Genomic DNA, 22,751 nt, shown 5'->3' with positions numbered 1-22,751 from the left:
ATGAAGCTAGGTTTTGTTGTAAATCCTATCGCGGGCATGGGCGGATCTGTAGGGCTTAAAGGAACTGACGGTGAACTCTATGAAGAGGCTCTAAAAAGGGGGGCTAAGCCCGTAGCTCCTTCAAAAGCTGTCAGGTTTCTTCAGGCTCTGTCCGAGAAAGGTTTTCAGGGAGTAATAGTAGCAGCTAATTCTGTCATGGGTTGTGATTATTTAAGCTCAAGTAGATTAAGGTTCTCATGTCTCGACTTACCTGACCGCGGCAAGTCTGTTACGTCACGTGAGGACACCTTAAGAGTCATCGAGGTTTTCTTAAAGAGTGATGTAGACTTGATAGTTTTTGTCGGTGGTGATGGCACGGCACGTGACGTATTGAGTGTCGCAGGAACTAAGGTCCCGATCTTAGGAGTCCCTTCTGGAGTCAAGATGTACTCAGGTGTTTTCGCAACATCTCCTGAAGTTGCTGCTGAGGTCGTGGTAGAGTTTGAGAGAGGTAATATCTCGGTAGATCAAGTTGAGGTTGCTGACGTTGATGAGATTAAGCTTAAAGAAGATCTGCTGAATGTACGCCTGTACGGATACGCGGTTGCGCCGGTCTTAGAAGGGTTTGTAGTGCCTTCTAAAGACTTAGTCAGCGGGTCTGAGGAGGAGAAGTGGGGTATTGCTAAGTACTTTATTGAGGAGTACATGTTTCCAGGAGTCCTCTACTTTCTAGGTCCTGGGACAACCACTAAGGCTATCGCAGACCTCCTAGGACTTAAGAAGACGTTGTTGGGCGTTGACGCGATTTATGAACGGAAGCTAGTAGGTAGGGATTTGAGTGAGTCAGAAATACTTCGTCTGATAGAGAAGTATGGACGTGTCTCTTTAGTAGTCTCTGTTATAGGCAGGCAGGGATATATTTTTGGTAGAGGTAATCAGCAGTTTAGTGCTAGAGTTTTAAGACTTGTTAAGAAGACTGATATATTCGTTCTAGCAACACATTCTAAGCTTGCTGGAATTAAGTATCTCTTAATAGATGTTGGTGACCCTGAGCTAGAACTTGAGTTAAGTGGTTACTGGAGAGTTATAACGGGTTATGGTGAGGAGACTGTTAAGTTGGTCTTGCCTGCCTGCTGCGTGGATAAGTATTTAAGTTCTGGAGGGTTGACACAGTATCTAAAGACTTGAGAATCATATCATATTTAAAATTTTATTGTGTGTTATGTCTTTAGGTGGTGTGTGATGATGGCTAGGAATATTGAAGTTGAGTTAGCTGATTACTCACCAGTTAGTGAGTGGAGAGTTGAGCTTGTTGAGAGGAAGGGACTCGGCCACCCAGACTATATAGCTGACGCAGCTTCTGAAATATCTAGTGTTGCTCTCTCTAAGTACTACCTAGAGAATTACAACATGATCTTGCATCACAACGTGGACAAAGTTTTAGTAGTTGGCGGGCAGTCAAAGCCTCGTTTTGGGGGTGGCGAGGTTCTTCACCCAATATACATATTAGTTGCTGGCAGAGCTACAGAGTTTGTGAGCTTAAGTAACGGGAGTCTAGATAGGATTCCTGTAGGTACTATAGTAGTTGACGCGGTCAAGAAGTGGATTTCCCAGAATTTCAGGTTCTTAGACCCTGAAAGACACGTGATTGTTGACTACATGATAAGGACAGGTAGCGTAGATCTAGTCCAAACGTATGAGACTGGCTTGAAAGAGAAGCGTAGACCGCTAGCCAACGACACGAGTATAGGTGTTAGTTACGCGCCCTTAACACCTCTAGAGAGTATCGTTTTAGGTGTTGAGAGGTATTTGAACTCACGTGAGTTTAAAGAGAAACTCCCTGAAGTTGGAGAAGATGTTAAAGTAATGGGTCTTAGAGTAGGTGATGAAATAAGACTCACTGTTGCCGCGGCAATGATATCTCACTTAATAAGTGATTTAAGTCATTACCTGTCTGTGAAGGAGGAGGTAGAAAATAAGGTTAAGGATTACGTAGTTAGTGAGTTGTCTAAGAGAGATGAAATGCGTAGATATGACGTTAAGATCTTTATTAATAGCGCTGACATCCCCGAGAAAAACTCTGTCTACATGACTGTCACAGGGACTTCCGCAGAACACGGTGATGATGGAATGACTGGTCGTGGCAATAGAGTCAACGGACTTATAACTCCTATGAGACCTATGAGTCTAGAAGCTACTGCCGGCAAAAACGCGGTAACACACGTGGGCAAAATATATAACGTCTTAGCTAATAAGATAGCTGTGAGGATAATTAAGGAAGTCCCTAAGGTTAGAGAAGTTTACGTAAAACTCCTTTCTAGAATAGGTCACCCAATAGACGACCCTCAAATGGCTCTAGTAAGGCTAATACCTGTTGAGAGAGAAGCTTTCAACGCTATTAAGTCAGACGTCGTCGAGATAGTTAATGAAGAGTTAGAAAATATAAACAAGATCACGTATGAGGTGCTGAGCGGTAAAGTCATGTTATTCTAAAATTATTTTTCCTACTAGTCAGTTTTAATGAGGAGAGTGATGAGTGAACCCGGGCCTGAGTAGTGATGTGAGGTTCGTTGCTGAGTATTAGCAGTTATTTGCTGAAGGTCCTGAGTTCCTTAGGAGGTTGAGAAACTGAGAGAGCTAGCTCTGATTTACAAAAGATTAAGTAGCGAGAGTTTTAAAATCTTGGCAACACTTAATAGTCTAAGTCTTAAGCACGAGTACGTACCTCTGGAAGAAATTGAGAGAACCACTAGACTTCCTCCCTCACGTATCGATAAGTCTCTCCGTGAGTTGATGGATGTGAAGGCGGTTGCTAAACACAAGACTACTCAAAGTTTTAGACTTACTTACTTAGGACTAGACTTGGTGGCTCTCAAAAAATTAAGTGATTCTGGGGTACTGGGTTATTTAGGGACTAGAGTCGGGGTTGGGAAAGAAAGCGAGATCTATATCGCTAAAACACCTACTGAAAAAATCGTTGCTGTTAAGTTTTATAAGATCGGGCGCATCAGTTTCCAGAAGATTAAAAGGGTACGAGCTTATGCTTCAGAAGAGAGTAAGTGGTTTATGCATTCGAGAAATGCTGCGAGTAGAGAGTACGATGTTCTAAGTAAGCTGTGTAACTACACTTCATTTGTTCCTAGAGCTTACGCACACGTAGAACACGCTGTAGTTATGGATTACGTGAGCGGGATTGAGTTATACAGGTATAAGACCGCGTTAATGCCGGAGAGTATTTTCACATCTATAATGATGACTTTAAGGAGCGCTTACTTACACTTAGGCATTGTTCACGGGGATTTAAGTGAGTATAACATACTGGTCAGTGTTGACGAAGGTGAGAAGCCATACGTTATTGACTGGCCTCAATACGTGTATAGAGACGATCCTAGAGCTGAAGAACTCTTATCTAGAGACGTTTCATACATGGTTAAATTCTTCAAAGAAAGTTATGGATTAGATAAGAGAGTGAGTGATTGTTTGGAGTTTGTGAAGGGTTTGAAGAATGAACTCTGAGAAGATAGTAGGTATTGATATAGTTAGGTCTGGTAGTGACTTATCACAGTTTAGGTACGCGATGGCGTTTTTAGAGGGCGGTGTTCTTAAGGCAGTTAAAGAAGTTAGTTTTGGAGGATTAATCAGAGAGCTCTGGGATATAAGACCTGAGATCTTGGCCACGGACAACGTGCTTGAGCTAGGCGGTAGTAAGAGAGACTTACTTAAGGTGATTAAGATGCTTCCTCCAGGACTTACGCTAGTTCAAGTCAATGTTGAGTCAGGTAAGCTAGTTAAGGTTCAGTATTTGGCTGAGGAGACAGGACTTACTAGTGATAAGAGTAAGTTAGACCCTTTCAAAACTGCTTTAGTTATTGCTTACTTAGCAAAAGAAGGTTACGGCAGTAAGTTAAGGGTCTTTGAGAATAAGGTTAAGATATACGTGTATCCTGGACGTTCTGGGGTAGCAGGAGGTTCTAGGACCGAAAAGTATGTTAGAAATCTTCGCGCTTTAGTTACTAGACACGTAAGGAAAATAAAGGAAGTCCTTGACAAAAACAATATTGATTACGACCTCACAGTTAGGAGGAGTGATGGCGGCATCGAGAAAGCTTTATTCACAGTTTATACATCTCGTGAGAAGCTTTATGGCCTCATCAAGCAAGTTAAAGGTAAAGACGTAGTAGTTAGGATCAGACCTGTTCTCAGTAAGAGCTTCCTCAACGATATAGTAGAGTCGGGCAAGAGTGACGAGAAGCGTTACTTGATAGTAGGGTATGATCCGGGAGTCAGTGTTGGTTTGGCAGTCTTAGACCTAGACATGAACTTGGTGTACGTCACGTCCGGGAGAGAACTCGATAGAGGCGATATACATAATTTACTGATTAAGCTTGGGCGTCCAGCACTAGTAGCAACAGACAAAAACCCGCCGCCAGAAATGTGCAGGAAGTTAGCTGCTTCCCTAGGCGCACTACTCTACGTGCCTCAGAAATCGTTGAGTACGGCAGATAAGGAAATGAGTGTTGCTGAGTTTATTAAACAACACCCAACAATAGATATCAAGAACTCGCACGAGAGGGATGCTTTAGCGGCAGCACTTAAGGCTTACAGAGAATTCCAGGAGAAACTAGAGAAGCTGTCTTGCAGATTAAGAGAGATGGGTTTCTACGACATCAACCTACAAAAATACAAAGTCAAGGTATTAACGAACGAAGACCTCTCTAGTATAATTGAAGAAGTGATTAACGATTACGTGAGGGAGGAGAAGAAGGAGCCTCAAATTATTTTGAAGAGTGATGTCGCATCTCAAGCTCGCAAAGCAGAGGAAGTACTTAAAGAGAGGATAAATACTCTTGAGAAAGAAAAAGAATTCTATAAGCAGAGGATGCTTGAGCTAGAGAAATCTGTGCGAGATTTGTCGTCACGTCTAGACAGCATGTCTTCAGAGCTCAGCGAGAAGATCCTCAAAGATAGAAAAGTAAGTGAGCTTATGCAAAGAGTGAGGAATCTTGAAGCTCATCTAAGAATACTAGAAAACGAAAACAATGTTTTGAAGTCTAGAGTAATCAACTATGAAAACGTGTTCATGAAACTCTACACAAGAACACACGTGCTAGTCCCAGTATATAGTAGCAAGTGCTTTAAGTTTCTAAAGCTTGATAGAGAGAAGATTGCAGTAGCCTTCACGTATGACGTGACTGAAGCTCTTAAAGAGGCGCGAGAACTCGTTGAGAGTGCTAGACTAGGCTTTCTATTACCTCCTACTGCGTTAGGGTTGAGCAGACACCTAATAGAAGAAGAGCTAATACCCGCAGTCTCAGCAGAAGAGTTTTTTGAAGTTAATGAGTGTATCGTAGTAGTTGATAAAAACTCTTTTGACAGGGTCATTGCACTAGTTCCTCAACTCTCTGAAGAAAGGAGGAAAAAGAAGTACGGACTAACGTACGAGGATCTCAGTACGTTAATCGAGGAGTATAGGAAGAGCAGAGAGTTTTAAAGTAGAGAGCTAAATCAATAATTTAGAGTTTGGTGAAATTAATGAGGAAGACTCTGGTCTTCAAGAAAGAGTACGGGAGGAGCATAGTACTAGGTAAGAAAACATCAACTATAAGGCTCCGCTCTAACGTCAGGAAAGGCGATATAGTGGATGTAAGAGTAGGGAGTGTACATGTGGGTAGAGCTGTCATCGAAGACGTTATTACGAAAAAGATAAGCGAGTTAACTGATGCTGACGCGAGGGACGATGGTTTTAAGAGTAGGGAAGATCTACTCAGTGAGTTAAGGAAGATATACGGCAAACACAGAATAAGAGACGATACTGAGGTTAAGTTAATCAAGTTTAGGTTGCTGGGTCTTGACTTAACATAAGTAACTCAGTCTTCTTGCAAGGGCGGTCAATACTTGCTGTGTAGGAAAGTCAAAGTTCCACTATTATATCTAGTTCATTGACTAAGTCTCTGTATCTATTCCTCAGCGTTACTTCGGTTACGTTTAGTTTTTCAGAGATGTTTTGCTGTGTTTGTTTCTCGTTCATGAGTATTGAGGCTATGTATAGTGCAGCTGCCGCAATTCCTTGAGGTCCTTTACCGGAAGTTATTCCTGAGTTCTTAGCTGTAGCAACTAACTTCATAGCTAGAGACTCTGCTTCTGGAGAGACTTTTAGAATGCATGAGTACTGTCTTACGTAACTTAAGGGGTCTATTACGCCTACACGTATCTTCTCTCCAGAGTCTCTGTGAATTTTAAGGAGTGCTTTCCAGACTTCTCTCTGAGTTACTTGACATAAGTTAAGGATCTCTCTAGTATCGATTGGGATGCTATAGTTTTTAAGTGTAGTGATTACTACTGCGGCTATTATTGCACGCATATTCTTTTTCTTTATAATGCCTTTACGGTAGAGTCTGTTCACTATCAAGCCGGCGTCATTTTTTACTAGGTCTGAGTTAGGAAGACTCAGCCTGTTTATTATTGAGTTCATTAACTGAAGAGCTTTTACCAATCTCTTCTCTCTGCTATGCACTCTTGAAGACTTATTAAGTTCGTTAAGTTTTTTCCCTTCATAAGAGTGGTTATCTATCACGGTAGACAAGCCATAATCATGAACCTTACTAGTTACTGGCTCACTACCTCTCACTCTGCTCGTCTCATTAGCTATTTCGAAGAATCTCCATTCAGGACCTACGTCAACCATTCTTTCTTCTAATACTTCGCCTGTCTCAGTACATATGTACTCTCCTCTAACTTCGTCATATATTATCGATGATTGAGGACATGAAGACATAATTACCTACCTCTCACAGACTTTATGTAGACTTCTTCAAGTTGGCTAAGACTTAAGTTAGTAGTGAGTGGCTTAATTACTGCGTACGGCGAACTCACAGGACCTATTACGTCAGTTACAATACCTAATAGATTTCCCCTACTATCAACTACTTTACTCCCGAGTTTGGGCGGATTCTTACCGCTGATTTTAACTATGAGTTTCCCTGAGGGAGTTTTGTGAAGGTAGTATCCTAACTTGATCAAGGGAGGTCCCTGAGCCAAGACTTTATATCGTGTTCGGACTTAAAAGTAATAATTAATGTAATACTTGATTTTATTTGTAAGCTGTATTTCGAGATACTCACGTAATACGCTAGTAACTATCTTAAGTGAATTAAGCTTGTTTGCTACTAACTTCTTTTAACTTACTCGCTAAAGTTTTGATTAATGTGTGTTTACTCTCGATTTTATTCTCTAACACGACAATTATTTTAAAACCGTAAGACTCAAACCATGCACGCGGGTACTTACCCTCCTCAATCCTGCATTTCCAGCTTAATTCTGCACAGGCCTTAAGGAATGTTTCTGGTCTTACTTTATCCACTGCTAATAACTTACTAACTCTCCTCCCTTGTTTTCTGCTAAGATTTGCTGAGAAGTATTCTGGCCATATGACGTATTCCTTCACTTAATTACACCATGAGTGAATCTTACTTTACCTATTGCTAAAAGCTGTAGAGTTGCTAGTCTTTAATTAAGACTGCGTTGACTACCCCATCTTGACCAGGTCTTGAAGTCACTCTAGCTAAGCCCAGCTCTGTTTCGATTATGGTGCCTTTAGTGATTACCGAGAGTCTAGCCAATTCTCTATTAGCTGGGGTTTCAACAACTTTAATTATCTTTACTTTCTTAATTGCGTTGGTTTTCGGGTCTGCTACGTTAGCGTATAAGGTTCTCTTACGGCGTACTTTGAGGTTGCCACCTCTCACACGTAAGGTTTCTATTTCTTCCTTCTCACTAACCACGGTCATCGTAGGAAATCTTCCTAACTCATACTTTCTATTCATTCTATGTGGTCTTCTCCTACCTCCCGTTACTTTCCTAAAGTCGTTTCCCTGATACACACCCATCTAACACCACCCTTCCTCACGACTAAAACTATCATAAGTCTAAGGTTAATAAGTGCTCTAACCCCTCTCTAACCTTCAGGTTAGGAGTTCTCAGCTACAAAAAGAAACGATTATTACGGCTTGACACAATATTTTGTTTGGAGGGTATTGTCGGATTTGATGCTGTCTCTTGCTAAGTTGGCGAGGAGCTTAAGCAGAAGACTTAAGTTTATTTCTAGGCCTTTAGGTAAGCTAGTTTATGAATTCTACGAGAACTGGCTATATACTCAGGTTTCTGAGGGTCCTATACCTAAACACATAGCTATAATTCCGGACGGGAATAGAAGGTGGGCGAGGAATCAAGGTCTTGACGCGAACGTAGGTCACGAAGTCGGTTATGAGAGATTAGAAGAAGTTCTTAGCTGGCTCTGGGATCTCGGAGTTAAGGTAGTAACTGTGTATGCTATGTCTTACGAGAACTGTGTTAGGAGACCTGAAGAAGAGAAAGCTCATTTATTTAATTTGATGAAGAGAGGAGTAGATAAGTTCATTAGTGAGCGAATACTTGAGAGATATAAAGTTCGCGTGAGGTTTTTGGGAAGACTAGACATAATACCTGAAAACTTAAGAGCTGAGATAAGAAAAATTGAAGAATTAAGTTCTCAATACGGTGAGAAAATCCTTAACGTGGCTCTCTGCTACGGTGGTAGGCAGGAAATAATAGATGCTGTAAGAGTATTAATGAGAGACGTGAAGGAAGGCAAGGTAGGTGTAGATGAGATAGGCGAGGATTTGTTCATAAAGTACCTCCCTCTCGCATCAGATCTCCCTACACTAGACTTGTCGGAGCCTGACTTAGTAATAAGAACCTCGGGTGAGTTACGGATAAGCAACTTCCTCTTATGGCATATAGCTTATAGTGAGCTCTACTTCTGCGATGTTTTCTGGCCTGAGTTCAGGCGCATTGATTTATTGAGAGCTATCAGGGCTTATCAGAAGAGGCAGAGAAGATTCGGAGCTTGATACTCAAGCATTTTCAGTCTCTAACATACTCTAAAACGTCCAGAAATACTGGAAGTGATTCCTTACCTAGCAAAGCACTAACTGATGGGTTCGTGCGACCCTCATCACCGGTAATGACTTCCTTCACGTAGAGCCCGCTCTCGCACATAATCACTAACTCTATTAAGTGTTTAGAGAGCATCTTAGCAACCAACTTATGTATTCTTCGCTTCCTCAAAACATCTTTCTTCCTCTTAAGTATCCTCTTAGGGGTTTTCTGGTACACTATGACGTTACTTAGTTCTTCCTCAACTTTTTTGAGTTCTTCTTCTTCAAGCCCCTCTGACACATAAGCAACCACCCTATATATCTTAGGCTTTCTGGCTTTCTTGACTTCCTCGAGCTCTTCAAAAGACGAGGTTGTGTGTATTTTTATTTTGACCCATTCGTCACGCAGAACATCATTTACTTCCTCCACCTTTAACTCCCGCTTACGAGGGTTCACGACCTCGATGATCAAGGGTCTCCCACTGCCTAACATCCTTGCGTCGGAGTCTTCACGACCTGCTGCGTGTATTAGAATACTATCACTTAAGAACACACTCGTTAATCTCTCTGCTACACCCTCAACCGATGCCTTATATCTTAAACCACTGTCTTTAGAGTACCACCATCTCTGAGATATATACCTACCTAGCTTGAGGTAGTACCCTTTAAGAAATATCTGAGAAGACCTAATCTTTACTTCTTGTGTATCTAGGTTAAGAACTAGTAAGACGTCAGGCTCTCTAAAATCAGGTTCTGTGTTAGTGATTAGGTGAAGTCTCTTACCTACTTCTCTCTTGATTTCTCTCCTAATCGACTCCCAAGAATCCACACCTAACATGGACACAACTTCTTTTTCTCTCTCCTCATACGTAGAACTTTTCTCTACACCAACTAACAAAGACTTGAATTCCCTGTCTTTAAGTAGGTCGAGACACTTAACAGTTAACTCGTTTATTAGGATATCTAGCTTATTACCGCAAATGTAGCACTTCTTGACGTTAACAGGCCCTACGTAATACTGCACTATATCTGAGATAGGGTTGCCTCCGTTCTCAGCAACTTTCAAGAGGTCTTCCTCACTTAATGCGCTACTACTGCTACTCAATGCTCTATGTATGTTCATCCCTAGTAGTATTTTAAGAGCCTTACCTCTCTCAGAATTACTTAATTCTAGCCCATACTTAGCGAAGAGTCTTCCTAAACATCTGTCGCAGAGTGGGTAGTTAAGGAGTGCTTTAAGAGCTTTATCGAGTAACTCGTTATTCAAGCGAGACATCTTTTAATCCAAACCTCTTCAGTAGGTCTTTCCTGCTCCTCAAAGTCTTTATCATCTTTACTAAAGTCTCGTAATATTTCAGTAGTTCTTTCACGTCGTTAGGGGTCACTCCGGCACCTCTAGCTATCCTGTTTATTCTGTTCTTATCTATTATTGCTGGATGATCAAGTTCTTCGTATGTCATTGAATCCATTATGTGTAGCCATTTCTCCATATTCTTTTCAGAAATACGTAGTTTCTCATCATCTACTTGCAGTGCCATACTAAAGCCCGGAATCATCTGGAGAACCTTTCTTAGAGGTCCCAGTCTCTTCAGAGACTTGACTTGAGCGTAGACATCTCTCAAAGTCAGTTTTCCAGTGAGAACTGCTTTCTCGAGTCTCTTCTGAACTTCCTCGCTCTCTTCTAGAGCTTTAAACTTCTCTAAGAGAGTTTCTAGGTCTCCAAGACCCAGCAACCGAGCAACGAATTTCCTAGGGTTAAAGGACTCTATATCTTCAAGTTTTTCACCATCGCCAATAAACTTTATTTTAGCTCCTGTAGCAGCAACTGCTGAGAGCGCGCCACCGCCTTTAGCAGTCCCATCAAGTTTTGTTATGAAGATGGAGCCCACAGGAGTTCTTTCATGAAATCTCCTCGCTATATCATACGCTTTCTGACCTATATACGCGTCAATAACTAACATGATCTCATCAGGTTTTAAAGCCTTAGCTAAATCCTCCATTTCTTTAAGGAGGTACTCTTCCTCGCCGTACCCGTGTCTCCCTGCAGTATCAATTACTACTAAGCTACACCCTTCTCTAAGCATCTTGCTTAATCCGCGCACACCTATCTCGACAGGATTATCGCTGTTTTTCTCGCCGTAGAACGGGACGTTGAGTTTCTCAGCTATTTGTTTTAACTGATCGTAAGCAGCTGGTCTATAAGTATCCGTAGTTATTAAGCAGGGTTTGTAGCCAAGCTTCTTATAGTAGTATGCAAGTTTCCCCGCAGTAGTTGTTTTTCCGCTACCTTGTATGCCGACTAACATTAAGACCCACGGGATCTTCCTAGGCAGTACCTCAACTACTTCCCCGCCAAAGAACTTTACTAAGTTGTCATAAACTATCTTAATAAACCACTCGCGCCTCAGGACTCCAGGTGGTGGCTCAGACTCTAGAGCTTGTTCTTTTATGTTCTTAGTTAAATCAATTACTAACTTGAGGTTTACGTCAGCTTTAATCAGTTCTTTCTGGAGTTCTTTTATAAACTCGTTGACGCTTTCTTCGTAAGGTCCCTTACCCCTTACAAAATCAGATACTAAGTCTTTTAGTCTTCCTAAGTAGCTCATCAAGCTCCCTTTAAGACTCTCATGATTTTTCTTTTTCCCAAGACGTTCCAGTACTCTACCTCAGCACCAACAACTATCTTGCTCTTCAATTCTTCTTCTGTAGGTAACTCTATCTCTACGGTCTCGTAAGTCTCTAGGTCCATGACTTGAGCGCTTGACCCTATAACGGCTATGACGTGGCCAGACCTCTTCTCAATTATCGGGACTTCTACTCTCTGGTCTACCGGAGCTACCAACGTTTTCTTAGACCCGGAGAATATGCCTACAGCAACTACGTGTGCTTTAGCACTCCCATGCTTACCTGTCTTGGCCTTGCTTATCTCAACTATCCTACAAGGCTCGCCGTCAATTACTATGAAGCTACCCTCACGCAACTCTCCTAACTCAGCGTATGTAGTACTCATTACTATAGCACCTTAACTAATCCACTAAACAGCCCTAATATATTTTATTTAGTGAGAGCATGTTCTTGCGCGGTAAAAGCTTATAAGCTCCACACCTAAAAAATGATTGGCGCCGCGGTAGTATAGCCCGGCCTAGTATGCGGGCCTGTCGAACCTCTCACACAGAAGGCAGAAAGAGTTCGGGCGTACAGAGAGCCCGTGACCCGGGTTCAAATCCCGGCCGCGGCGCCAGCTTCTTACACCTGAAAGCCTTGTTCTTCAGTGCGTGGAAGAGGTCAGATAATATGAGAGAAAATATTAAAGAAGTAATTCAAGTTAGTTTTAGGTCAAGTGGTGTGTCATGGTTAAAGAGGAGGACTTGAGGAATATGGGTTTCAGTGAGTGGTTTGATTGGGTTTTAAGAGAAGCTGAACTTTACGACTACGGCAGATACCCCGTCAAAGGTTTTGGTGTTTGGATGCCTTACGGTTTCAAACTTAGGAAGCACATTATAGACTTAATGCGTTCTTTACTTGATTCTACAGGTCATGAGGAGATACTGTTGCCTCTCTTGATACCAGAAGATTTACTTGCTAAGGAGTCGGAGCACGTGAGGGGGTTTGAAGACCAGGTTTTCTGGGTTACTCATGGGGGTCTAGACCCTCTAGAAATCAAGCTAGCTTTAAGACCTACTAGCGAGACTTCCTTAACTTACATGGAGTCTTTTTGGATTAAGAGCTATAAGCAGTTACCTAAGAAGTACTACCAGGTAGTCAGTATCTTCAGGTACGAGACAAGAGCTACTAGAGCTATGTTGCGTGTCAGGGAAGTCACTACTTTTAAAGAAGCACATACAGTTCACGAAGACTTCAGAGATTCGGAGAGGCAAGTTTCAGAAGCTGTGGAGATTTACAGTAGGTTTTTTGATTTGCTGGGTATTCCTTACGTGGTGTCGAGAAGACCTGACTGGGATAAGTTCCCTGGAGCTATCTACACGATAGCCTTCGACACTTTAATGCCTGATGGGAGAGCACTTCAGATAGGTACTGTGCATAACTTAGGACAGAACTTTACTAAAGTCTTTGAAGTTAAGATCCAAAAAAGAGACGAATCTATCGATTACGCGTGGCAAACTTCTTACGGGATTTCTGAGAGAGTCATAGCTACTCTCATAAGCACACACGGCGATGAGAAAGGCCTAATACTTCCTTTTAAGGTAGCTCCAATCCAGGTAATTATAGTCCCCATACCTGCCGGCAGTAATGAGGAGAAAGAGAGAGTGTTTCTTGAAGCAAGCAAACTCTCTGAGTATCTTAAGAAGGAGGGTTTCAGAGTTCTCGCAGACCTAGACACGGAGAAGGCTCCGAGCGAAAAGTTCGCGTATTGGGAACTTAAGGGTGTTCCTCTCAGGATTGACTTAGGCCCTAGAGAGCTTAGTGAGGGAAGAGCCACGATCTTCAGGAGAGATACTTTAACTAGATTAAAGACTCCGCTGGAGAGGCTCCCTGATACTTTGAGGGAGTTGGGTAAGGAGATAGACGCTAACTTGAGTAGGAGGGCTTGGGACACGTTCAGGACTCACGTAGCTGAAGTGAGTGACTTAAATGCTCTAGAAGAAGCTCTGAAAAAACAGAAATACTTGATTGAAGTTCCTTGGTGTGGTCTTAAAGAGTGTGCTGACTTTATAACGAGCAAGTACGGCCTAGAGGCTCTAGGGACCCCCCTCAAAGTAAGAGAGGAGGTTAAGACTAGTGAGATCAAGTGCCCTGTCTGTGGTAAGAGAGCAGTGACTCACATGAGATACGCTAGAAAGTACTAGGAGAGTAAGTCTATTCACTCCTGTATATTGCCTTGATAACAGCTCAGGATATTCTCGTCTCTGTCTGTTCAAGTAATTTATAAAGTCTTGAGTCAATAGCTATAGGTGTTGGGTTTGCCGAAGAAGCGTGAGAGCAGGGGTAGGCGTAAGGGTAGTAAGGGTTCTGTAGAGCTGATCCACTGTGACCAGTGTGGTAGGCTAGTTCCTGAAGACAAGGCTGTTTGTGTTACGAGGTGGTACTCGCCTGTTGACCCACAATTGGCTGACGAGCTAGAGAAGAAGGGGGCTATAATAGCTAGGTATCCTGTGACTAAATGTTACTGTGTTAGTTGTGCTGTGTTCTTAGGCATAATTAAGGTTAGAGCTGAAGAAGAGAGAAAGAGTACGAAAGCGTAGTATCGAGCTTTAAGCAAAACTTAAATTGTCTGGTAATCACATGATTTAGTAGTGAGTGAGGTGCTAGGACGTGAAGATACCTAAATCACTCAATACCTACTGCCCGAGGTGTAAGAAGCACACACAGCACTCCGTAACGATCTATAAGTCAGGTAAGAGGAGGTCTCTTGCTGAGGGTCAGAGAAGATATGATAGAAAGAATGTGGGTTATGGAAGTAAGAGAAAACCTGAACAGAAGAGATTTGCTAAAACAACTAAGAAGGTTGTTCTTAAACTTAAGTGTAGTGTGTGTGGCTACATTAGCCACAGAGAAGGTATTAGATTAAAGAAAGCAGAGTTAGGTGAGGTGTTGAGTAAGGCATGAGCAAGAAGAGAAAGGTCTTAATACCTATGCCTAAGAGCAAGTTTCTCAAGATTAAGTGTCCCTCCTGCGGTAATGAGCAAATAGTTTTTGATCACGCTTCATTTCCTGTAAGATGCCTTATTTGCGGTACTCAGTTGGTCCAGCCTACAGGTGCTAAAGCTAAGTTGCTAGGTGATGTAGTCAAGATACTTAGTTAGTGTTAAGGGGATGTGTATTGGTTAAAAAGAGGCGACCGATTCCATCAGCTGGAGAGTTAGTCATAGGTACTGTGAACAGAATTTTTGAGTATGGTGCTTACTTAAAGTTAGACGAGTATAGCGGCATAGAAGCTTACTTGCCGTGGTCTGAAGTCAGTTCTAAGTACGTTAAGGACATCCGCGAAGTTCTTAGAGAGAATCAGAAAGTAGTAGTTAAGGTAATAAGAGTTGATACTAGGAAGAATCAAATAGACGTTTCGCTTAAGAGAGTCACTGAGAGTGAGCAGAGGAGTAAGCTTATAGAGTTTAAGAGAATGCAGAAGGCTGAGAAAATGCTTGAGGTGATGGCTCAGAGATTAGGTAAATCACTTGAAGACGCCTACAGGGAAGTAGGGTGGAAGCTTGAAGACTACTTCGGCGACCTCATGACAGCATTTGAGGAGATAGCTACTAGAGGTGAAGAGCTCTTAGCTGAAATAGAGATCCCGGACGAGTGGATTCCTGTAGTAGTTGAGGAAGTTAAGAAGAGGATAAAGCCTAAGAGTATTAGGATACGTAATATAGTAACTCTGAGTACTACAGCGTCAGACGGTATTGATAAGATTAAGGAGATTCTAGAGTCTATCATGAATTACGTCAAGAGCTCAGGGAATCTCTCAGTAAGGATATACACTGTCGGTGCTCCTAGATATGCCGTGGAAGTTTCAGCCGAAGACTACAAAACAGCTGAGAAGGTCTTAGCAGAAGCGCTGAGTAGCGCCAGGAATATAGCCAGCAAGTACGGTATTGAGTTGATTTCCGAGAGGGAAAAAACAAAGTGAGGTTTTTAATGAGGAAATGCCTTAATTGCGGTAGGTATACTTTAAAAGAAGTGTGTCCTGTGTGCGGGTCACAGACTACTTGTCCGCATCCTCCCAGGTTCTCTCCTAGAGACAAATACGTGAGTTACAGAGTTCTTGCCAAGTATTCAAGTAGTGGAGAATCTTCAGAGAGTAGCTAGAGCGGGGTTTCTTTTATTTTGGCTAGGTAGGCTATGTAGTTCGTTAGTGGGTGTAGTATTCCGGCTAATAAAAGACCTAATAAGAAATCAATGACACTCAATTCTTGATTAACTGCTAGGTCTATTCTAGACACCTTAATAAATACGGAAGCACCAACAACAAATGATATTTGATCAAGAGGTATGAACGATTGACCAGGTCTCATACCTAGTCTTCTCTTAATGAACGAGTTGAGGAGGTCGCCGCTCATCGCTCCCGCACCTGAAAGAAAACCGTAAACAGTCCACTCGTAAAGTTGTGAACGCATGTAAGAGCCGTAAGCTAAGCCAATCAATACTCCTGCTACGACTCCTGACACGAGACCTTCAATTGACTTATTATCACCGAATAACCTCTTACCATCGTAGAAGCTCTTCCCGAAATCTACTGGGTGCGGATTTCTGAAGAAGTACCTACGGCATATTAGAGGCGTTGCGTTAGCTACCATTGCCGGCAAGTACACCATTATCACTTTCAGCAGATGCTCTAGCACCTCATTCAACACACATACCCTTAAGAATAACCCCCCGTTTACGCTTAAAAGACTGACCTTCAATTATACGGTCTAGCGTTAAAGGTTATATGTGCTGAAACTCTTACTACTTAAGGTGGACGTAAGTTAATATGAAGTCTGGAACTGGGAGAAACGTAGTAGCTATCTGTAACCCTAAATTGATGAATATATTTAAGAATCTCAGTAACTTAATAGACCTTCATTATAAGGTTTTTGAGTTGCAAGATGACTTACGTGAAGCTACTACATTACTGGTTGACGAAGAATGTTTCGAACTAATTAAAAAGAACTACGATGTTAGCAAGGTTAGAGTTATGAAGATTTCAGAAGATAATGTTTTAACTAGCCTCCTTGAGTTGGTTGGGGTGACCAAAGTAGAGACTCTAGTAGTAGGTGTGGATCTAGGTAACGCAATAGTAAACTACGTGATATTCGCTAATAATGTATTGCTCGACTATGGCTATGTCAAGAGATTTTCAGATTTGGCTGAGATCTTAAGTAAGGTTAAGAACTCACTAGGTCCAGAGAGAGTTGTTATTAAGGTTGGTGTATCTCCTGCGGGATTCTGGGAGTCTTTCATGTCTGAAGTTTTGAGAATAGTTGAGGAAGGCAAGTACTCTCTTGTTTTAGTAGATGAGGATAGCACTACCGGCACTTGCCCCACGACATATATTGGGAGGAAAGATCTTAAAGACCCTGACTTGAGAGCATGCATCAACATAGCCCTTAGGGGTGGATTACTGAAAGTTACTTACTAGCTAGCTTCATGAGAGCATTGAATGTTTCAACATTTAACTCATAAACTCTCTTATCACCTATTAAGTCTCTCAATATGCTGTCTCCTATCTCCTTAAGAGAGAGCTTATCTGTGCATTCCCTAACTATTTTGAGGGCTTTCTTCCTTCTCTGATTAAATACGCACTTAATAAACTCTTCGAAGATTTTGTCTTCCTCACGCCATTCTCTACGTCTTTTCAGGAGTACTAAAGCCGACCAAACTTTCGGTGGTGGGTAGAAAGCAGTAGGACTCACGTAGTCTATTATTTCAGGCTTCATGAAGCTTTGAATAAAGACTGACACGCGGCCGTAGGACTTGTTACTTGGTGTAGCGACTAGTCTCTCACTAACTTCTTTCTGGAGTGTGAGTAGCGCGTAGGGTATGTTGGATTTTACTATTGATGCTAGTAGGGGGCCTGTGAGTGAGTATGGTGTGTTTGATACTACTGCATCTACTCTCAGCGCATTATTATTAAGTAGTTTAAGACCGTCACTCATCAAGTATTCTATGTTTGGTTCTTCACTAGCTAATTCTATGCCGAATTTTAAGAACTTAATGTCTATTTCTACTGCTACTAAGTATTTAACAGCGTCTTTAATGAACTTTGTGAGGAGGCCTGGACCAGCCCCTATCTCCATAGCAGACTTCACGTTGAGTTTCAGGAGCGCCTCTCTAAACAAATATCCTAATTTACAGTCTATCATTATGTGTTGGCTATATCTCCTCATCAAAGGCAGTTCTTTAATAATTTCTGCAGATACTTTCTTAAGCCATAAGCATAGGTCATTCCTTGATGACACCATTTACTTAACCATTTAAGAAGTTTCTAAAACACTAAATAATAAGTCATAAATATAGTTTGGGTAGGGTAACTCATGAGTGTTGCTACACACGCCTTAAAAGCAGGCGAGGTAGCAAGAGTTTCAGGTCCTGCTAGGATTGAAGTAGTTGATGGCGAGATACTGCTTGTTGGCAACATATATGGTAGGGGGAGCAATCTAGTAGTTCATGAGTTACGGAGTTACTCTCTTAAGGCTCTTGTTGAGACAACGCTTAGAGTCTCTCTAGGTTCTGGAGGGTTTTTCGGCGTCGTAGATCCTTCTACGGAAGTTATTGATGATTGGCTACGTGTTGCAGAAGTTATTAGTGAGGATTTCAATTTAGTCAGAAAGCTTAAGGTAGTTGTCGTGGGTCCTCCCGAGTCAGGCAAAACTACCTTAACAGCTTTCATAGCTAATTATCTTAGAGGTAGAGGACTTAATTGCTGTATTATTGAGGGTGATGTAGGTCAGGAAGACTTAGCAACGCCTGCCACTATAGCTCTAGCAGTAGTAGATAAGCCTTTCATATGGCAGAGGGAACTAAGCTTTAGTGAGTTCAGGTTTGTCGGCTGTATCAGCCCACGAAACTGTAGTTCTAGAATAATAGCTTCTACAGTAGACTTAGTTAATCAAGCCCTCTTCAGGGGCTGTGACGCAGTAATAGTAAATACTGACGGGTGGGTCAGCGGGAGAGACGGGGTCTCGTATAAGCTAGAGTTAATCAGGTGGGTTAAGCCCACTCACCTTGTAGTCCTTGACAGCAACTTAAGTGATTTAATGGTTAAAGTATTTCGTGAGATGATTAAGATAATTAGGGCTAAGCCACCTATACAGCCTAGAATCAGGAGTAGAGAGGAAAGGCAAAGACTAAGATCTGAAGCATACAAGAAGTACTTCATGAATTCTTCTGTGAAGACTTTACGAGCTAGTAAGGTAGGCTTGATTGGTATGTCTCCCTTAAACTGTGTTGAGATTCCTGCTAGTAAACTAGCCGAGATGTTTCCTGAACTCTCCTCGATAGCAACGCATATAATAAGGGCATGTAGAGATGAGAAAGAGCTTGCCTTGCTAATTAAGAGCCCACCACACATAGGATTGCTAGAAACGTTAAGAAATGAGATATACCTGAAATACTCGATTAAGTTGTTCGTTTCCAGCGTGGAAGACCTCGTGCGGTGCTTAGTAGGTGTAGTAGGAGATAACATGAATGAAGTTGCTGCGGGAATAATAGAAGACGTGAGGTTTGAGGAGGACGATATCTTAATTAAGCTTAGAACACCGCATGAAGGACTCATAAAAGGCTTAATTAGTAGCAATATTAGGCTAGATGAGGAGTATAGGGAGGTTAGGAGGGGTGAGTGAATTTCTGTGGAGTTTGAAAGAAGTCATTGATGACGTAAGCAACCGCGGAGAATTAATGATAATTGAGAAACCACTAAGAGACGAGTACGAGCCTACTAGAGCTTTAATGGAGGCTGAAAAACTCAACAAAGCGGTGTTTTTCCAAGTAGCTGGCAAGCGTCCTCCATGTGTAGGCAACCTAGTTGGGTCACGCCAGAGACTTTATCAGTTTCTTAATGTCGAGAGCGATGTTGAGGCGTATAGGAAGTTAGTTGCTGCCATGAGTGCGGAAAGAGAGTTTAGTGATTGGTTTTCAGAATATTCTTTTTCAGAGCTCTATATCCCATACGAGGGAGATTATCGTAAGTTGCCGTCAATAAAGTTTTTCGAGAAAGACGGGGGTTACTATATAGACGCTTCAGTCTTGGTTGCTAAGACGCCGGAGATGGACTCGTATAATGCTTCAGTTCACAGGCTCATGCTAGTTGACGGAGGATTTGCAGTTAGGTTGGTTCCAAGACATCTCTTCAGGATCTACGAGCAGAATAAGTTGAAAGGTCTTGAGACCCCCGTTGCAGTAGCTGTCGGCGTCCACCCAGTAGTTTTCATCGCGTCTTCAATCTCCCCACCCTATGGGGTCTTCGAATTTTCGCTAGCTTCTGTTTTGGGCGGAAGTAGAGTACCTATCGTGAGGACTCCTAAGTACGGGTTGCCTGTCGTTGCCGGGACTTCAGTAATCATGGAGGGCAAGATCACGTTGGACCTAGTCAATGAGGGTCCATTCGTAGATCTTCTCAACTTATATGACGTTGTTAGGAAGCAACCGCTGATTAGGGTTGAGTCCATATATTTGCTTAAGGACAACCCTCTGTTTCACGTTATACTTCCTGGTGGAAGAGAGCATAAGATCTTCATGGGTTTTCCTAGGGAGGCTCTAATATGGGACTCAGTTAGGAAGGTTGTTCCTAAGGTGGTCAAGGTTAGGCTAACGAGTGGTGGGGGACAGTGGTTGCATGCTGTGATATCTATAGAGAGAAATCATGAGGGGGACGGGAAAAACGCTGCTTTAGCTGCTTTTGCCGGACACCCGAGCTTAAAACATGTAGTCATAGTTGATTCTGACGTAGATCCTGACAACCCAGAAGACGTTGAGTGGGCAATAGCCACTAGGTTTCAAGCGTCTAGGGGGCTCTTAGTGATTAGAGAGAGTAGGGGCTCTACATTAGACCCTAGTTCCGAGGATGGTTTGACAGACAAGGTAGCGGTAGTAGCTACCTATCCACTCTCGCAAAAGAGCTTCTTTGAAAAACCAAGATTGCCTGAGGGCTAACGTAATGTACTTAACTAAAGAAGAAGAAGCCATACTTAACGGTGAGCTGGGATATCCTTATGCGTTAGCCATGAAAGTACTCACGACTGTAGGGGCTTCTCTAGGGGCTGAGAAGCTAATCCCGGTAGAGCACGCTCATGTTTCAGGTATCTCGTACTTCAACATAGGTGATGCAGGACTAGAATTCATAGAGTCTTTGGCAACTAGTAGCGCTAGATTTCACGTATTCACTACAGCTAATCCTTACGCAGTCATAATAGATTCTATGTATGGTAGCTTGCCTGAAGACGTGAGAAGTAAGCAATTAAAGATAATTAATTACTTGAAGGGCATGGGAGCTCGCGCGTTCACGTGTGCTCCCTACTATGTTAGGAGACCTTCATATGGGGAGCACTTAGCTTGGGCTGAATCCAACGCAGTTCTATACGCTAATTCACTCGTTGGTGCTTGGAGTAATAGAGAGGGAGGTCCTCTAGCACTGTTTGAAGGCCTCTTAGGAAAGACTTATGCTGCGGGTGTTCACTTACGTGAGGGGCGTAAACCAAAATGTCTAGTGAGGGTCAAAACTGGAGAAAGTGCTAGTTTTCTACACATATCATTATTGGGTCTCAAAGTAGGTGAGCTATGTCCTGATTCGATACCTTTCGTGGAAGGTCTTGAAAACGTGTCTGAAGAACTAGCTCGTATTTTCCTGGCTTCATTCGGTTCTACATCTAACGCGCCCATGGTAGTCTTCAATAGGTTAACCCCCGACAGTCAAGAACTCTTAGAGAGCTCAGATATTAAGGATAGATTTTCTATAGACTCAAGTGATTTGAGGGATGTCTTGCTAGACTTAAGAGATAGTAGTGAGAGTGGAGGCATTCTTTACTTTATTGGTTGCCCACACCTTTCGCTAGACGAGCTCACGTACTTATTAAGACGTCTGCAAGTCGGGGGTAGAAGGAATTCCGGTAAGGTGGAACTCTGGTTAGGTGTTGGCGATACTGTAAGCCTCGATAAAGAGACTGTCGATTACTTGAGTGAGGTTGGTGTCAGAATTATTAGAGGGATGTGTCCCGTTACTACCAAGTTGAGTTTGTTAGGTGTTAAGTACGTCATTACTGACTCGGGAAAGGCTCTTCACTATATGCCTAAATTAGCTGGGGTTAAAGTAGTAATCAAAGATAGGGAAGAGATTCTTAAAGAATTTCTTGGAGGCGGGGTTAGATGAGGGTGTATGAGGTATGTAGAATTTACGGGTCTGAGAACGTGTGTGGTGAATTGAGAGTGTCTACTCGCCCGTTCTCTTTCTTAGGAGACGTCGTGATTGAGAGTGCGGAGGTCAAGGGCGTCGGGAACATAGCGCAGTCTGTATTGGTTGCGCCAGCACTCGTAGGTAGTACCGTAGGTCCTTACGTTCTCTACGCACTGAGTAAGAGGGGTTTAGCGCCCAAGGCATTAATAACTAAGTCTGTAGACCCGACTCTAGTAGCTGGTTGTGTGTTAGCTGACGTGTCATTATATAAGTTCGTAGATAGTGCTATAGACTTAAACGAGTTGAAGGTATTTGAAGGACTTAAAGTCTGTGTTGAGGGGAATGCCCTCAAGATAGGACTAACTTAGGTGGATTGTTTGAGTTATTTTATAGTTTTTGAAGGACTTGACGGTTCCGGCAAAACCACTGTTTCTTTAAGGATTGTTGAGGCTTTAGCGAGAGAAGGTTTTAAAGTGTTGTATACCTATGAGCCATACAGCGAGGATTTCATCAAGTTGATTAATGACTACGGTAAGAGACTGGGTGGCGTTATGGAGGCTTACCTTATGGCCGCTGACAGGTATAATCACGTAGTTTCCGTCATTACCCCTGCTCTGAGAGAGGGATTAATAGTTGTTAGTGACAGGTATTATTACTCATCTCTTGCTTATCAGGGAGCTAAGGGCGTAAACGTCGAGTGGATTAAAACTCTAAATAAGTTCGCGCCAGAACCCGACCTAGCCATATATTTAGACGTTGAACCTAGCGTAGGCTTACGAAGGAAGAAATCTTCAACAACTAAGATAAAGTACTTAGAAGAAGATGAGAGCTTTCTACACAAGGTCAGAACAATTTACAAAGAGCTTGTAGCTAGGGGTCTCATGATAGAAGTTGATGCTTCTAACGACCTAGAAGATGTGATTAAAGAGTGTGCTAGGATACTCTGTGAGAAACTTAAGATACTTTGCTCTCAAAAAACTTATGACTTCAAGCTTAGAGCTCCGGGTTTTTGACCTTCTCTTATCCTGAAA

27 protein-coding genes and 1 tRNA gene are annotated in these 22,751 nt (G+C 42.3%); 19 read left to right on the top strand and 9 right to left on the bottom strand.

Annotated elements, in window-relative coordinates:
- The 5 genes from QXL29_05745 to QXL29_05725 all read left to right on the top strand — a co-directional run bounded on the left by QXL29_05745 (window position 1) and on the right by QXL29_05725 (window position 5,841).
- Complete coding sequence (locus QXL29_05745) at window positions 1–1,167, top strand: ATP-NAD kinase family protein (protein MEM2284095.1); 1,167 nt, start codon at window positions 1–3, stop codon at window positions 1,165–1,167.
- Between the two features lie 57 nt (window positions 1,168–1,224).
- Window positions 1,225–2,472 (top strand): methionine adenosyltransferase, encoded by a 1,248-nt coding sequence (locus QXL29_05740; protein ID MEM2284094.1) that lies wholly within the window; start codon window positions 1,225–1,227, stop codon window positions 2,470–2,472.
- Between the two features lie 135 nt (window positions 2,473–2,607).
- Window positions 2,608–3,495 (top strand): RIO1 family regulatory kinase/ATPase, encoded by an 888-nt coding sequence (locus tag QXL29_05735; protein ID MEM2284093.1) that lies wholly within the window; start codon window positions 2,608–2,610, stop codon window positions 3,493–3,495.
- On the top strand, window positions 3,485–5,470 hold the full coding sequence (locus QXL29_05730; protein MEM2284092.1) for a DUF460 domain-containing protein: 1,986 nt from the start codon (window positions 3,485–3,487) through the stop codon (window positions 5,468–5,470). The genes QXL29_05735 and QXL29_05730 overlap by 11 nt, the downstream gene beginning before the upstream one ends.
- Before the next feature lie 41 nt (window positions 5,471–5,511).
- Window positions 5,512–5,841 carry an ASCH domain-containing protein gene (locus tag QXL29_05725; GenBank protein MEM2284091.1) on the top strand — a complete coding sequence of 110 codons (330 nt, stop codon included), beginning with the start codon at window positions 5,512–5,514 and terminating at the stop codon, window positions 5,839–5,841.
- Window positions 5,842–5,890: 49 nt separating this feature from the next.
- Here the strand turns inward: QXL29_05725 and QXL29_05720 are convergent, their stop codons facing one another.
- The 4 genes from QXL29_05720 to QXL29_05705 all read right to left on the bottom strand — a co-directional run bounded on the left by QXL29_05720 (window position 5,891) and on the right by QXL29_05705 (window position 7,865).
- The gene (locus tag QXL29_05720) at window positions 5,891–6,754 is read right to left on the bottom strand and encodes a TFIIB-type zinc ribbon-containing protein (GenBank protein ID MEM2284090.1); all 864 of its coding nucleotides are present in this window, start codon (window positions 6,752–6,754) and stop codon (window positions 5,891–5,893) included.
- A gap of 2 nt (window positions 6,755–6,756) precedes the next feature.
- Entirely contained in the window at window positions 6,757–7,017 is a 261-nt protein-coding gene (locus QXL29_05715) for a Gar1/Naf1 family protein (protein MEM2284089.1), read from the bottom strand.
- A gap of 112 nt (window positions 7,018–7,129) precedes the next feature.
- Window positions 7,130–7,423 carry a signal recognition particle subunit SRP19/SEC65 family protein gene (locus QXL29_05710; GenBank protein ID MEM2284088.1) on the bottom strand — a complete coding sequence of 98 codons (294 nt, stop codon included), beginning with the start codon at window positions 7,421–7,423 and terminating at the stop codon, window positions 7,130–7,132.
- A 55-nt stretch (window positions 7,424–7,478) separates the two neighbouring features.
- The gene (locus tag QXL29_05705; GenBank protein MEM2284087.1) at window positions 7,479–7,865 is read right to left on the bottom strand and encodes a 30S ribosomal protein S8e; all 387 of its coding nucleotides are present in this window, start codon (window positions 7,863–7,865) and stop codon (window positions 7,479–7,481) included.
- 147 nt (window positions 7,866–8,012) lie between these two features.
- On the opposite strand from QXL29_05705, the gene uppS reads away from it, so the two are divergent.
- A complete protein-coding gene (uppS, locus tag QXL29_05700) occupies window positions 8,013–8,867 on the top strand; it encodes a polyprenyl diphosphate synthase (protein ID MEM2284086.1) in 855 nt (284 codons plus the stop codon).
- 13 nt (window positions 8,868–8,880) lie between these two features.
- Here uppS and QXL29_05695 read toward each other — a convergent pair whose 3' ends face one another.
- The 3 genes from QXL29_05695 to QXL29_05685 are packed head-to-tail and all read right to left on the bottom strand — an operon-like array spanning window position 8,881 to window position 11,904.
- Window positions 8,881–10,170 carry a tRNA pseudouridine(54/55) synthase Pus10 gene (locus tag QXL29_05695; protein MEM2284085.1) on the bottom strand — a complete coding sequence of 430 codons (1,290 nt, stop codon included), beginning with the start codon at window positions 10,168–10,170 and terminating at the stop codon, window positions 8,881–8,883.
- Window positions 10,154–11,500 (bottom strand): signal recognition particle protein Srp54, encoded by a 1,347-nt coding sequence (locus tag QXL29_05690; protein ID MEM2284084.1) that lies wholly within the window; start codon window positions 11,498–11,500, stop codon window positions 10,154–10,156. Before QXL29_05690 ends, QXL29_05695 begins: the two co-directional genes overlap by 17 nt.
- On the bottom strand, window positions 11,500–11,904 hold the full coding sequence (locus QXL29_05685; protein ID MEM2284083.1) for a translation initiation factor IF-5A: 405 nt from the start codon (window positions 11,902–11,904) through the stop codon (window positions 11,500–11,502). The genes QXL29_05690 and QXL29_05685 overlap by 1 nt, the downstream gene beginning before the upstream one ends.
- A gap of 111 nt (window positions 11,905–12,015) precedes the next feature.
- Here QXL29_05685 and QXL29_05680 point away from each other — a divergent pair.
- The 7 genes from QXL29_05680 (at window position 12,016) to QXL29_05650 (ending at window position 15,659) form a co-directional block, all read left to right on the top strand.
- Window positions 12,016–12,135 (top strand) — tRNA-Asp (locus QXL29_05680).
- 109 nt (window positions 12,136–12,244) lie between these two features.
- Window positions 12,245–13,702 (top strand): proline--tRNA ligase, encoded by a 1,458-nt coding sequence (gene proS / locus QXL29_05675; GenBank protein ID MEM2284082.1) that lies wholly within the window; start codon window positions 12,245–12,247, stop codon window positions 13,700–13,702.
- A gap of 114 nt (window positions 13,703–13,816) precedes the next feature.
- Complete coding sequence (locus QXL29_05670; GenBank protein MEM2284081.1) at window positions 13,817–14,098, top strand: 30S ribosomal protein S26e; 282 nt, start codon at window positions 13,817–13,819, stop codon at window positions 14,096–14,098.
- Window positions 14,099–14,168: 70 nt separating this feature from the next.
- Window positions 14,169–14,462: a 50S ribosomal protein L44e gene (locus QXL29_05665; GenBank protein ID MEM2284080.1), complete on the top strand. Its 294-nt coding sequence runs from the start codon at window positions 14,169–14,171 to the stop codon at window positions 14,460–14,462.
- Entirely contained in the window at window positions 14,459–14,659 is a 201-nt protein-coding gene (locus QXL29_05660; GenBank protein MEM2284079.1) for a 30S ribosomal protein S27e, read from the top strand. Before QXL29_05665 ends, QXL29_05660 begins: the two co-directional genes overlap by 4 nt.
- A gap of 17 nt (window positions 14,660–14,676) precedes the next feature.
- Window positions 14,677–15,480: a translation initiation factor IF-2 subunit alpha gene (locus tag QXL29_05655; GenBank protein ID MEM2284078.1), complete on the top strand. Its 804-nt coding sequence runs from the start codon at window positions 14,677–14,679 to the stop codon at window positions 15,478–15,480.
- On the top strand, window positions 15,477–15,659 hold the full coding sequence (locus tag QXL29_05650) for an RNA-protein complex protein Nop10 (protein MEM2284077.1): 183 nt from the start codon (window positions 15,477–15,479) through the stop codon (window positions 15,657–15,659). Before QXL29_05655 ends, QXL29_05650 begins: the two co-directional genes overlap by 4 nt.
- On the opposite strand, the gene QXL29_05645 is transcribed toward QXL29_05650, so the two are convergent.
- A complete protein-coding gene (locus QXL29_05645; GenBank protein ID MEM2284076.1) occupies window positions 15,656–16,192 on the bottom strand; it encodes a CDP-2,3-bis-(O-geranylgeranyl)-sn-glycerol synthase in 537 nt (178 codons plus the stop codon). The genes QXL29_05650 and QXL29_05645 overlap by 4 nt on opposite strands.
- 131 nt (window positions 16,193–16,323) lie before the next feature.
- On the opposite strand from QXL29_05645, the gene QXL29_05640 reads away from it, so the two are divergent.
- The gene (locus tag QXL29_05640) at window positions 16,324–16,971 is read left to right on the top strand and encodes a hypothetical protein (GenBank protein ID MEM2284075.1); all 648 of its coding nucleotides are present in this window, start codon (window positions 16,324–16,326) and stop codon (window positions 16,969–16,971) included.
- Here the strand turns inward: QXL29_05640 and rsmA are convergent.
- Window positions 16,961–17,794 (bottom strand): 16S rRNA (adenine(1518)-N(6)/adenine(1519)-N(6))-dimethyltransferase RsmA, encoded by an 834-nt coding sequence (gene rsmA, locus QXL29_05635; protein MEM2284074.1) that lies wholly within the window; start codon window positions 17,792–17,794, stop codon window positions 16,961–16,963. The two genes, QXL29_05640 and rsmA, sit on opposite strands and share 11 nt — an antisense overlap.
- A gap of 72 nt (window positions 17,795–17,866) precedes the next feature.
- Between rsmA and QXL29_05630 the strand changes: the two genes are divergently transcribed.
- From QXL29_05630 to tmk, 5 genes are read left to right on the top strand one after another with little or no spacing between them, the layout of a single operon-like run.
- Window positions 17,867–19,174: a Clp1/GlmU family protein gene (locus QXL29_05630; GenBank protein MEM2284073.1), complete on the top strand. Its 1,308-nt coding sequence runs from the start codon at window positions 17,867–17,869 to the stop codon at window positions 19,172–19,174.
- On the top strand, window positions 19,167–20,483 hold the full coding sequence (locus QXL29_05625) for a UbiD family decarboxylase (protein MEM2284072.1): 1,317 nt from the start codon (window positions 19,167–19,169) through the stop codon (window positions 20,481–20,483). The genes QXL29_05630 and QXL29_05625 overlap by 8 nt, the downstream gene beginning before the upstream one ends.
- A 4-nt stretch (window positions 20,484–20,487) precedes the next feature.
- Window positions 20,488–21,696: an aconitase X catalytic domain-containing protein gene (locus QXL29_05620; GenBank protein MEM2284071.1), complete on the top strand. Its 1,209-nt coding sequence runs from the start codon at window positions 20,488–20,490 to the stop codon at window positions 21,694–21,696.
- Window positions 21,693–22,088 (top strand): DUF126 domain-containing protein, encoded by a 396-nt coding sequence (locus QXL29_05615; GenBank protein ID MEM2284070.1) that lies wholly within the window; start codon window positions 21,693–21,695, stop codon window positions 22,086–22,088. The genes QXL29_05620 and QXL29_05615 overlap by 4 nt, the downstream gene beginning before the upstream one ends.
- Before the next feature lie 9 nt (window positions 22,089–22,097).
- Window positions 22,098–22,733, top strand: coding sequence for a dTMP kinase (tmk, locus tag QXL29_05610; protein ID MEM2284069.1), 636 nt, complete (start codon window positions 22,098–22,100; stop codon window positions 22,731–22,733).
- Window positions 22,734–22,751: the final 18 nt, after the last annotated feature.

Source organism: Zestosphaera sp., assembly GCA_038843015.1.
Taxonomy (GTDB): Archaea; Thermoproteota; Thermoprotei_A; order Sulfolobales; family NBVN01; genus Zestomicrobium.
Note: the sequence above shows the minus strand (reverse complement) of the source record. Positions and strands in the feature narration are given on the sequence as shown.